Origin of the sequence: Prochlorococcus sp. MIT 1318 (genome assembly GCF_047304505.1) — a bacterium.
Taxonomy (GTDB): Bacteria; Cyanobacteriota; Cyanobacteriia; order PCC-6307; family Cyanobiaceae; genus Prochlorococcus; species Prochlorococcus marinus_D.
On sequence record NZ_CP138958.1, the window covers coordinates 1,834,414 to 1,847,486 of the forward strand.

At 42.1% G+C, this 13,073-nt stretch carries 3 protein-coding genes and 2 pseudogenes; 2 read left to right on the forward strand and 3 right to left on the reverse strand.

Translation table 11 applies throughout. From position 1 onward, the window contains the following. Positions 1-492 precede the first annotated feature (492 nt). The gene (locus SIB66_RS09440; RefSeq protein ID WP_413410337.1) at positions 493-2,754 is read left to right on the forward strand and encodes a glycosyltransferase; all 2,262 of its coding nucleotides are present in this window, start codon (positions 493-495) and stop codon (positions 2,752-2,754) included. 572 nt (positions 2,755-3,326) lie between these two features. Next, positions 3,327-3,461: pseudogene (locus tag SIB66_RS09445) on the forward strand (Nif11-like leader peptide family RiPP precursor); the annotation flags it as partial. Between the two features lie 1,016 nt (positions 3,462-4,477). Here the strand turns inward: SIB66_RS09445 and SIB66_RS09450 are convergent. From SIB66_RS09450 to SIB66_RS09460, 3 genes and pseudogenes are all read right to left on the reverse strand, one after another. Then, positions 4,478-7,633 carry an SBBP repeat-containing protein gene (locus SIB66_RS09450; protein ID WP_413681266.1) on the reverse strand — a complete coding sequence of 1,052 codons (3,156 nt, stop codon included), beginning with the start codon at positions 7,631-7,633 and terminating at the stop codon, positions 4,478-4,480. Between the two features lie 912 nt (positions 7,634-8,545). Further along, positions 8,546-12,400, reverse strand: a complete 3,855-nt coding sequence (locus SIB66_RS09455) for a lectin-like protein (protein ID WP_413681462.1) — start codon at positions 12,398-12,400, stop codon at positions 8,546-8,548. A 36-nt stretch (positions 12,401-12,436) separates the two neighbouring features. Beyond that, positions 12,437-12,628, reverse strand: a pseudogene (locus SIB66_RS09460) (hypothetical protein); the annotation flags it as partial. Positions 12,629-13,073 lie beyond the last annotated feature (445 nt).

Below are 13,073 nucleotides of genomic sequence, written 5' to 3' on the forward strand. Positions count from 1 at the left end.
AGCTCCATATCATATTTCTTTTCTAAAGCATGAAGTGCTAGCAAAAATGAAACAAATAGATGCATTGCATGATTGACCCTCTGCCTTCCTTTCAAAAGCGATTTCATTGGATAGAGATTGGGATCGATTGAAATTCAGAATCACATTGAGTACTAGCTAACAGAGGAGTTATTGAAAAAATTCAACTACCTTCATGATCTTGATTAGTACGTATCTATAGAATTTGATCGATATGGATGGGCGAAACGGGCAAGGTAGTCTTTCCCTGAAGTTAGGAGGGAGAAATTAATAGGCCCTAAAGACTATTTTCTTGATAAGGTGCATGCCCAGTCAGTTGCCCAGCTAATCAACCATATTCAGAGGCATACCCATAAACATGCTGAGAATCAGCTGCTAGCTTCTCTAAGACATTTTTTTCAATAAGGACATTATAGATTAAACTTGTTATAATTAAAAACTGAACTCTCTAGAAATGTCATCCTCTTTCATTAGATGAGCACAAGAAAAAACTCAGAATCCCGACCTTTCCATGCTGAGATATGCATAGGGATGTCTATCTACCAGCAACCTCTGGAATGGATTAAGGAAGCAGTAGAATCTGTTGAAGCTCAAGACTATAGAAATTGGCAACTTCTAATCCGCCTAGATGGTCCAAAGGCTATAGTGAGAGATGGAGAGATATGGTTAAAGAGTCTAGCTACTCAGCATCCTCAAATAAATATCTTAGCGGGGGAGAAACGTTTAGGTACTTTTGGCAGTTATCGGGTTATATTTAATCAAGCAAAGGCAAACTACCTAGTTCAACTTGATGCAGATGACACAATCCAGCCCGACGGACTTGGCAAGGCATTCCAAGTTATTAGTAAGCATCAAGCCAGCCCTTTTGTTTATACGCAATGCAATCTGATCGCTAATAATGGAACTCGTCTTTCTCTTGACCAACGATCCCTTATTCCCTGGCATAAAGACGCAGACCTTGTTCAATTTATAACATTTCATATGCGACTAATTAGGCGAACAGCATATTTAGAAGTTGGAGGATATGACAAAGAGTTTCACTTTGCAGGTGATTATGATCTATGCCTAAAGCTTGCTGAACTTGGAGAGCCTAAGCATTTACCAGAGCCACTATATAATTATCGTTTACATTCAAATAGCGAGTCCCAAAGACAAAGGGAAGCAACCCATCAGGAAGCTCTTAAGGCAGCTAGAGAAGCCTTAAAGCGACGACAACTTGATTCAGACTATGCATTAATCCATTCACTTGATTCTGAGATAATTACTTTAACAAAGAGATCTAACCCTCCTGTCGTTGTAGCAGGTATGCATCGTAGTGGCACATCTTTACTAGCAAGGATGTTGACTAGTCTTGGTGTTTCATTTGGAAAAAATTTGCTTTCTCAGGACTATGACAATCCTGAGGGTTACCAAGAGGATATTGCTTTTTTAAAGCTACACAGGAATTGGTTTGCGTCATCTTTAGAAGATGACGAGGATGGTTGGTTAGATGGTGGCTGGAATCAAAATCAATCAATCAGCAGCCTTGGAAAAGCAAGGTGGAAGGGGCAAGCAGAAGAATTATTAAAGATACGGGAAAATTCCGCTGGCGATGATCAATGGGGATGGAAAGATCCACGAACCACTTTGCTATTGCCATTTTGGCGACATCTCAGGCCAGAATTGAATCTTATTGGTATCTATAGAGCTCCTTGGGATATTAGCGATGCATTGCAACGTGTTCGCCGGCCGCATGGTCAACAGTTCCGTGATCATCCTGAAATTACCCATTCACTCTGGAAAATCTACAATCAACGGCTTCTAGAGTATTTAGAGGCTGAGCCAGTTAGAAGTGTACTTTTACATGCTGAGTCTCTTGCTAATCATAGTGAAAAGCTGCTATCTATCCTCCAAAACCGTTGGGACTGGCGAATTCATGAACAGTTTCGCGAGAATTATTCTAAAGTACCTATCAGAAAAAATCGGTTACTAAGTATAAGGCTGCCTGATCCAATAGAAACGCTTTATAGCTTAGTTTATCCAGATTTAACAAGGCTTTGGCTACAACTTCAAAATAAGGCAGATTTATTGAATACTGATGCTTCTAAAAATGACAACTATATTCCTTTATTAAATATGAACGAAGTCAAAAATTACGTCTTATGCATAGTTATTCCCACCTCAAACCCTTCCCATCACCTTATAGAAGCCATAGCCAGTGTAGAGCGCTATAGGGACCCTAATAGAGATATCGAGATCACCATTATCGATAATGCTTCAACTAAGTCCAGCTCACTTGAGATTCTAGAGAAACTAGATATGATTGGATATAAGGTGATTAGGAGCCACAACTCTGGTTTAGCTGCGTCGCTAAACACTGGCATCGAAGCTAGCAACGCCGAACTTTTCATCCCATTAAATGATAACAATCGTTTATTAGCACCATACCTAAATCAAGGGCTAGGTTATATGTGTAAACATCTTGAGATTGACCTGTATTTTGGAGACAGAATCGATTTTGGAGCCAGTAATCAATACTTTAGACCAGGTCCATTGAATGAGGAGGAATTAGTAAAAGCGATTAGAATCGATCCATGTGCAATTATTCGTCGTTCTTTATGGAGTAAATGTGGAGGCTATGACGAGAATCTAAAAGCACTAGAAAGTTGGGATCTTTTACTGTCAGGCTTACGAAGCGGAATAAAAAGCTATTATGATCCACAGCCATGCTTTGAATCTCGTGTAATAAAATTCTAAAGTAGACAGCGAAATCTCACTGATTCCAATCCAGACAGCTCTACGATTGATTATTTGTGCTCTAAACATAACCTAACTATTCTATTCTAGTTGACGACCACTCTTTCCAATCTCCAAGGTACGCCTAATACTTAGGCAAGTAATCAACTTGCTGATTTTATTGATTTCGTTATATCTTTCAACATCTTTTCAGATTGACTGTTGCTTTGGATTCACTCATTAATCGCCCGATAAGCAAACGAGCCTTACTTTTACAACTGCCTAGCAACCTCTCCAGGAGTCAATCGCACAGAAGCTGGCAAACGCTTAAAAATCTGCGCTACACCTCTTGCTTTACTCTGATGCTAACGACTCATCGAACCTTGTTCGCCCTAACAGATCACGTCTCCAAGAAATAGCCCTGCGTTGCAGGGGGGCTATGGGCCAAATTAGGTCCGTCTACATACGTCATATCGATTCAGACATTTGTGTTATTGAAGCTTAGCCCGGTCTGAATTTATATTTATCTGGTACTTCCTCTAAAACATGGCTATACTTAAGACTGTTAAATATCACTAATAAGCGAAGAATAGCTAAAGTCACATGGTTCTGATGTTGTTGCTATTGCCAAAGTTGCTGGGTTCGCGATTACCACTAAAGACCTAAACACTCATCGCCAAAACCTGTCTGATGATAAGTTGAAAGGTGTGACTGGTGGGCAGAGGTAGTGCACACCAAAAAGTTTAATTTCCAGTAAAATTAGAATCTATCCAGATATCGGCTTTTGAGAAAAAGTCCTAGACCAGTTTTGAAATTATTTTTCTGATAATTTCTTCGAAGGATTGCTATACTAATTACAGAAGATTTATGCCAATGGTTACTCTAGAATGTTTTAAAGAGTTACAGACGACATTGAGTACAGAAAAGAAAGGTTAGCGCTATAACTTGTTTCTTCAGAGCACAGAGAATGGTATTGAAGCTATTATTGAACTGGATGAAGCAACATTGACGGTAGTATCTGGCGGTGATTTCCCTGAGGGGAGTGACGGAGGTGGTAGATGTTAACTAATCTCGGGTAAGTTTCTCCAATACCCTACTGCCTCTTGCTTCATAGCTTCTAGCTTGTGTTGGTCACTTGGTAGCTCGATAGTTGTGTCGCCAAAGGTTAGTGTTCTAGTTTCAGCTTTAACTGTCGGCTTAGCTGTAGTCATAGCTTTAGTCATAGCTGTAGGTTTCTCGTAAGGAGCTTCTATGCGGTTAGGCTTAGGTGAAGCTTTAAAGCTTTCTTGATGTTCTGCATTGGTACTTGCTTGATTGGTTTATTTATACCTAGCTTTCGTTGCGCTTGTAGTTCCTTTTGTCGTAGTTTTTCTATTTCAGGTATTAGTAGTTGTTGAACTTTCAGCCGCTTGCCTTTATTAGAGGTTAGTTAGTTACTTGCCATTAGTATGTTTTGGTTAATTGAGCCGAAGATGAATTGTACATCAAGAGCACTCAGCCTAACCTTCTAAACTAAATATATCTTACGGCACTAATATCTATGTTTCTGTTTGATGACATGTCACTAATTTGCAGAATTAAAGTTTCTACTTCTGATTTATAGCTCTATCAGTTACCAGAAGGTTGGCATCAAGTTGAGGTAAAATTGGGGAGGTCTATGGAAGCTTGATTGAAAATTATGCTTATCTAGCAATAAGTCAAGCCATATGACAATTTATCTTAGGAACATCTTCCTCCTTATAGTTTATGTACTAGACCCACCCATGATGTCATCATTCAGGCCGATGCCTGTAATGTCCTCTGTGTAATTTCCGCCGCCGCCGGATACTGACGGATTAGGGTTATTTGTTCCTCCTGTAACCACTTCGTCCCGAGCTGCATTATCAGAATCTATATTTGTATTGGAAGTATTCGTATTTTGCACATGTTCTAGAGGAGCATCATATCCACCAGATGAGGCTTTGGCTTCGAGGGTATTCTGCTTCTCAAATGATGTATTATCCCAGGACTCATTAATACCATTTTGTGCATTTAGCTCTGTCCATGACATTTGGTTGTCCCCTACAGTTGTTCCATTCGATATTCCATGAAAATCTTTATCACTTAGATGAAGGGTTCTGCCCCAATCTTTATCTAATATCTTGAGATCAGCGATATCGATGACTCCATTGAAATCAGCATCGACATCACTGGCATAAGTGTTAGCTTCTGCTTGCTTGGTCTGAGTGCCGATATCATTGCCCAAATTATCTTTCATCCCAGAAGTTACATCTTTAAGGGTCTGACGTGCTGCTCCTGCATTGAGGAATGCAAGGTCTTTCATTCCTACAGTGCCGTCAAAGTTGAGATCACCCTGGAATGTAATCAGGTTTTTTGATCCAACGTTAGTACCAACATCGTATTCATCCGTTTGATCCTTACCATGTTGGTCTTTCCTAGTGACTTCCATCCTGTATAGATTTTTACCGGCATTAAACACTTTGCCTGCTTGATCGTCGCCAATTTCTACAGCAATCCTGACTGTCTTTTCTTCTTGTTTATTTGGATCGTAGTCTCCTATTTTCAGCCCATTAACTTCTTCTGCCGATGTAGTAACAAAGCTGCCACCTTTAAGTTTATTATTAGTGGCATCAATCTGATCGAGTGCTGTTTGATCAAGAATTCCATTTTTACTGTAGTCTGTGGATGTGGTGGTATCTGTTTTTAAGAATCCAGATTTCGACGAAATCACCTTGCCAACAGCAGTAGGATCAGTAGCAAGATTTTTGATTGTGATATCTGTAGCTGCTACATTGCCAGTATTTTTCCAAGTGACATCGCTGTAAACAGTTGAACCAGCTCGTATCAAGTTTGTCTTAATTCCTCCTGATGCAACGCCAATGGTTCGATTGGAGGCGAAAGTCAAGTCACCAGTTTGACTCAAGTCAACTTGGCCTTCATAGAGGGCTATCGAGTCCTTGATTGCTTTGACGCTACCGTCTAAATCTCGCAAAGTACTGATTTCTGCATTTTCAAGGCCGCTGGTCTCTGTAATGCTCTTGGAAAATACAGTGGAATCTCGATTAACAGAAAGATCAAATTCTAATGTTCCATCAAATGCATCCACACCGGAAGCTGCCCCGTCATAGGTGAGCAATTTGCCAGCAGTGGCACTTCCTGTTGTGTATTTGGCTAACGCAGTCTCGTCAAAATTTAGAGCAACTGATGCGAATACCTTGTTTTCACCTGATGCTATGCCAGCGCCTGCACCACTAATATGATTTAAACCAGCTCCAACGATGCGTATTTCGCCTTTGTCATTATCAATATGTATCGCATTAGCGACAGGGAATAGAGAGGATAACTGGATTTGATCTTTATCAATTGAGCCGAAAAGATCTGTGTTGAATTTTAAAGTGATATCAGTGGATTCAAGTGTATATCCTTGGGCTACATTTTTCGCTAAAATATCTAAAATATAGGCATCATTATCTGTAGCGCCAATACCCTTGATGGCCGTACTTTTTAAAGGATCTTCTCTAATTGTTGTATCTACATCTGTCTCAAGCGCTATGCCGTCAGTTTCCGTTGAGCTGCTCCCATCTTTTCGCTTTGCTTTCCTCAGTTCATAGCTGATTTCTAATTTGTCACCCCCCTGTGGAGCTTCAGGAGGGATTACCGTCTGCGTTGGAGCTAAAAATTTAGTTAGGAAAGCATCTCCTAAGCCACTATTCGCCTTACCCTCTAGGTTGCCATATGTTTTCCCAGCAATATAAATCGACCCGTCGCTACCTGTTGTTAGTGCTTTGGCAAAGGTTTCGTCATCTGAAGTTGTTCCTAATAGCTTGGTCCAATCCTTCGTGCCATCCGGATCATATTTAGCTAAATAGGTATCATATTTACCGCTTCTCGTCTGTCCATCAAGGTTGCCACCTGTATAACCAGAGATATAGATCGAGCCGTCGCTGCCTGTTGTCAATGCTTGGGCATCCTCAGATGAAGTTGTTCCTAATAGCTTGGTCCAATTCCTAGTTCCATCGGCATTGTATTTAGCTAAAAAGGCATCATTACTACCACTATTTGTCTTTGCATCAAAGTCTCCTTGTGTATAGCCAGCGATATAGATCGAGCCGTCGCTGCCTGTTGTTAGCGCAGTGGCTTCGTCAAGTGAAGTTGAACCTAATAGCTGTGTCCATTCCCTAGTGCCATCAGGAGCATATTTAGTTAAATAGGCATCATATCCTCCAATAATCGTTTCACCAAGACCGCTACTTGTTAAGCCAGCGATATAGATCGAGCCCTCGCTTCCTGTTGTTAACGCATTGGCTTTTTGATTTGGTCCTGTACCCAATAGCTGGGTCCAAGCCTTTGTGCCGTCCGCACTATATTTAGTTAAGAAGGCACTGGAGCCGCCACTATTCGTCTCTCCATCGAGGTTGTCATCTGTTTTTCCAGCGATATAGATTGAGCCGTCGTTGCCTATTGTTAGAGCATTGGTAGCGTCATATGAAGCTGTACCTAATAGCTGGGTCCAAACCTGCGTACCATCGGCATCGTATTTAGTTAAAAAGGCGTCACTGCTACCGCTGTGAGGCTCTCCACCAATGGATCCATATGTCATGCCAGCGAGATAGATCGAGCCATCGGTACCTGTTGTCAGTGCACGGGCCTCGTCCCATCCCATAGATCCCAATAGCTGGGTCCAATCCTTTGTGCCATCAGGATCATATTTAGCTAAGAAGGCATCACCGCCCGCTGTCTCTCCAGGAATGTGGTCATTTGTATGTCCAGCGATGTAGATCGAGCCGTCGCTGCCTGTTGTTAGCGCATTGGCGAAATCATATGCACTTCCTCCCCAAAGCTTGGTCCAGGCTTTGGTGACGACGCTAGAGCTTGATGAGTTGAGATCGATGTCTTCCATTGGGATCAATCAGCGTGGAAGCACAAAGCAGATGCACGTATGCAAAAGGTGCTGCCCTTCTATTGTCTTCATCCTACCAGTACTTTAGGGCCTTTACTATTGTGGACTATTTACATAATTAGGCAGCTATTGAGTGGTAAGGATCCTTCGAATACACATATGCTACTTTATCAAATCAATAGAGTTTTGATGGTTAATTAGCCATTTCATCTGAGCGAGTTCCTATGGCCATCATCATAAAAGCTATAACAAATGGCTCTTAGAGTCGTTCTAAATACAAATGAACCCTTCTTTTTCTCGGTCTAATCTTTGCAGATCTTTTTAGTCGAGAGTTACAAGGTCACGCGCTGTGCTTCCTTACGCATTCATTGATGATGTTAGTTCTAGTTAGCATCAGTTCTAATTCTCCTGGCTAGATGAAAAACGCTAGCCATGCTGATTGAAATGCACACCCCCTGCGAAGTATTTCTTCTCAGTGGATTGATCTCTGGGGATGGATTTAAACTCCCGACCTTCGGGTTATGAGGGCGAATAGATTCCCTCAGAACCCAGTTTGTCACTGACGCAAATTTTTCACTGACTTTTCTAACTGACTCAGCAGAAAGCCCCCCTCCCCATCATCCACGGCGGTCAGCTCTCCTCTCGTTAGCTATTTGGTTGCTCTTGTTTTTGAATCTAATTACCGATCCATGTCTTTCCTATGTAAGAGACCACTGCCACAATCTGGTCACTTTCATCCTTTTCACTCCAGGATCGATTCCACCAACGCTTATCAGAATCGTACAAATTGTACATTAATGTAAACTCGCATTGCTGTAATTCAGGTTAGCATTGGGTAATTTTAGAGGTGCTCCCTTTGAGATTGTCGATTATATATATTCAATGATATCTTTATCCAGTTTTTATGCGTGTTTAGGTACTTGACCCACCCATGATGTCATCATTCAGGCCGGTGCCTGTAATGTCCTCTGTGTAATTTCCTCCCCCGCCGGATACTGACGGATTAGGGTTATTTGTTCCTCCTGTAACCACTTCGTCCCGAGCTGCATTATCAGAATCTATATTTGAATTGGAAGTATTCGTATTTTGCACATGTTCTAGAGGAGCATCATATCCACCAGATGAGGCTTTGGCTTCGAGGGTATTCTGCTTCTCAAAGGATGTATTATCCCAGGACTCATTAATACCAGTTTGACCATTTAGATCAGCCCAGGATATTTGATTGTCCCCTACAGTTGTTCCATTCGAAATTCCATGAAAAGCCTCCTCGCCTGTATGAAGGGTTTTGCCCCAATCTTTATCTAATATCTTGAGATCAGCGATATCGATGACTCCATTGAAATCAGCATCGACATCACTGGCATAAGTGTTAGCTTCTGCTTGCTTGGTCTGAGTGCCTATATCATTGCCCAAATTATCTTTCATCCCAGAGGTTACATCTTTAAGGGTCTGACGCGCTGCTCCTGCATTGAGGAATGCAAGGTCTTTCATTCCTACAGTGCCGTCAAAGTTGAGATCACCCTGGAATGTAATCAGGTTTTTTGATCCAACGTTAGTACCAACATCGTATTCATCCGTTTGATCCTTACCATGTTGGTCTTTCCTAATGACTTCCATTCTGTATAAATTTTTACCGGCATTAAACACTTTCCCTGCTTGATCGTCGCCAATTTCTACAGCAATCCTGACTGTCTTTTCTTCTTGTTTATTTGGATCGTAGTCTCCTATTTTCAGCCCATTAACTTCTTCTGCCGATGTAGTAACAAAGCTGCCACCTTTAAGTTTATTATTAGTGGCATCAATCTGATCGAGTGCTGTTTGATCAAGGATTCCATTTTTACTGTAGTCTGTTGATGTGGTGGTAGCTGTTTTTAAGAATCCAGATTTCGACGAAATCACCTTGCCAACAGCACTATCCTCAGTGGCAAGATTTTTGATTGTGATATCTGTAGCTGCTACATTGCCAGTATTTTTCCAAGTGACATCGCTGTAAACAGTTGAACCAGCTCGTATCAAGTTGGTCTTAATTCCTCCTGATGCAACGCCAATGGTTCGATTGGAGGCGAAAGTCAAGTCACCAGTTTGACTCAAGTCAACTTGGCCTTCATAGAGGGCTATCGAGTCCTTGATTGCTTTGACGCTACCGTTTAAGTCTCGCAAGGTACTGATTTCTGCATTTTCAAGGCCGCTGGTCTCTGTAATGCTCTTGGAAAATACAGTGGAATCTCGATTAACAGAAAGATCAAATTCTAATGTTCCATCAAATGCATCCACATCGGATGCAGTCCCGTCATAGGTGAGCAATTTGCCAGCAGTGGCACTTCCTGTTGTGTATTTGGCTAAAGCTGTCTCGTCAAAATTTAGAGCAATTGAAGCGAATACCTTGTTTTCACCTGATGCTATGCCAGCGCCTGCATCGGTGAGATGATTTAAACCAGCACCAGCGATACGTATTTCGCCTTTAGTGTTATCAATATGTATCGCATTGGCGACAGGAAATAGAGAGGATAATTGGATTTGATCTTTATCAATTGAGCCGAAAAGATCTGTGTTGAATTTTAAAGTGATATCAGTGGATTCAAGTGTATAACCTTGGGCTACATTTTTCGCTAAAATGTCTAATATATAGGCATCATTATCTGTAGCGCCAATACCCTTGATGGCCGTACTTTTTAAAGGATCTTCTCTAATTGTTGTATCTACATCTGTCTCAAGCGCTATGCCGTCAGTTTCCGTTGAGCTGCTCCCATCTTTTCGCTTTGCTTTCCTAAGTTCATAGCTGATTTCAATTTTATCTTGCGGTATTTTAATTTCTGCAATGCCGGTTTTGGCATTCCAATTTCCAACAGTTTCCAGCATATTGTTGGATAAATCATTCCAGGCTCCGTGTTGTGACCCTTCCCAATCAACAGGCATAAATTCTGTATAGTCATCTTCAGTGTTATATGTGTCTCCATTTGGCTCTCCAGGACTGAACCAATTTGTATAGGTTAATGGCTCACCGCTTGTCCATTCATAAGTACCTTCTGTCTTTCTATCCGTCAAGCCTATGTAGTAACGCCTATGGTATGCACCACCAGTCTGACCAGGATTAACTGCGGCAAAATTGTCATTTAGCCACTGTTGCTCTTGAGAGTTATTTATAGTTACTAAATTCCCTCCTAATTTTTGAGCATTAGCTTCTGCCTCTTCCCAGGTAGGGCCTTCAACAACTACATAAGCAGAATCTCCATTCCGGATGACTGGGATTTCGGCAATTCCACCTCTATTTTGAACAGTCCCGTTATTAGAAGTGTCGTTCCATTTGTCAGGTGAAATAAATCCCAGGTGCATATAGTTTTCCTCAGGATTTGATAGCCAGCCCTCTACTGGTGCATTCCAGTCAGACCCCCACCAATTTGTGTATGTAACAGATTCACCACTTGACCATTTCCAATCACCTTCTACAGCAACATCATTAAATCCAGTATAAAGCCATGTTGGTTCGGTCAGTGGATTGGCCTGGCTATCAACTTTAGGTTCTATTTCAAAGGCTTTGTGCAACCATTGATTTTCACTTTCATCATTAATTGTTACTAGGTTTCCTCCTAATTTTACTGAATTGACTTCTGCATCTTCCCACTGCTCACCATTGACAATTGTATATAGACTATCGCCTCTAAGGTATACATCGCCATCACCTAGCTTGATGATATTGGGCTCGTTTGATTCATTGTTAATGCTGATGCTGTGGTCAATAAACTTTGTCAGGAATGCATCCTGGCCACCACTATTCCACTGTCCATCAAGGTCATCATATGCGGTTCCAGCGATATAGATCGAACCGTCGCTGCCTGGTGTTAAGGCATTGGCCGAGTCACCTGAAGTCGAACCTAATAGCTGGGTCCATTCCTTCGTGCCATCAGGGTCATATTTAGTTAAAAAGGCATCAGCTATACCACTATTTGTCTCTCCATCAAGGTCGCCTGCTGTACGACCAGCGATATAGATCGAGCCGTCGCTGCCTGTTGTTAGAGCATTGCCATAGTCACCTGAAGTTGAACCTAATAGCTGGGTCCAATTCTTGGTGCCATCAGCATTATATTTCGTTAAAAAGGCATCATCGCTACCACTATTCGTTTTGCCATCAAGCTCTCCTCGGGTATAACCGGCCATATAGATCGAGCCGTCGCTTCCTGTTGTTAGTGCATTGGCACCGGCACCGTCAACTGAAGTTGTACCTAATAGCTGGGTCCAGTCCTTGGTGCCATCAGGGTCATATTTAGTTAAATAGGCATCCCTTGAACCACTATTCGTCTCTCCATCAAGGTTGCCTGTTGTAAAACCAGCGATATAGATCGAGCCGTCGCTGCCTGTTGTTAGAGCATTGCCATAGTCAGTTGAAGTTGAACCCAATATCTGGGTCCAATCCTTGGTGCCATCCGCATTATATTTGGTTAGAAAGGCATCATCCCGTCCATTATTCGTTTCACCATCAAGGTCGCCTTGCGTAATACCAGCGATATAGATCGAGCCGTCGCTGCCTGTTGTTAGCGCATGGGCAGCGTCCCATGAAGTTGTACCTAATAGCTGGGTCCAATCCTTCGTGCCATCAGGATCATATTTAGTTAAAAAGGCATCACTCAGTCCATTATTCGTTTCACCATCAAGGTCGCCTTGCGTAATACCAGCGATATAGATCGAGCCGTCGCTTCCTGTTGTTACTGCACTGGCACCGTCACCTGCATTTGTACCTAATAGCTGGGTCCAATCCTTGGTGCCATCCACATTATATTTGGTTAGAAAGGCATCACTGCCACCACTATTCGCCTGTCCATCAAGGTTGCCTAATGTAGTACCAGCGATATAGATCGAGCCGTCGCTGCCTGTTGTTAGTGCATCGGCACCCTCATCTGTATTTGTACTTAATAGCTCTGTCCAAGCTTTAGTGGGATCGCCAGCAGTTTTTTGACCGTCTAGGTTCAGGTCGTTTTGATTGGGATTGGAGGTGACCATCAAGACCTCCTCAACCAGTGGAAGGAGTATGGGCTTAGATCAGCCGCAGGAGAGATCTATGCTTTCATTTTAGCTTAAGGCTTCTGCTTTAACCAATCTCTTGTGATCTTGAAAGCTTTTGCTGGCAAGGGCTCTGAGCAAATCCACTCAGTCTTGTTTTGAGATTCATGAGTGGCTTTTGCCTTTTAGGAATAAACCCCTAAAGCACTGCTCGTTGATGAGCTAAAAGCAAATCATTGAGCTTTTCTTTTGTAATTTGAGGTAAATAATGTGGGTTTAGAATGTTCTTCTGTTCTAGGCAAATACTCTTGCTGTACTTAACGATCTGAGGAATCCTTCCCTTAGATCGTCCGGCTTTCCATGCGCAGTTGAGCATCTGTCTCAAACGGACTCTCTCTTGACGTTCCCGCTGGGCATCAAAATCTCCTATGCGTGTTCTTCTGTG

Coding starts and splice junctions, on each gene's coding strand:
- SIB66_RS09440 (WP_413410337.1), top strand. CDS start 493: ATGAGCACAAGAAAAAACTCAGAATCCCGACCTTTCCATGCTGAGATA.
- SIB66_RS09450 (WP_413681266.1), bottom strand. CDS start 7,633: ATGGAAGACATCGATCTCAACTCATCAAGCTCTAGCGTCGTCACCAAA.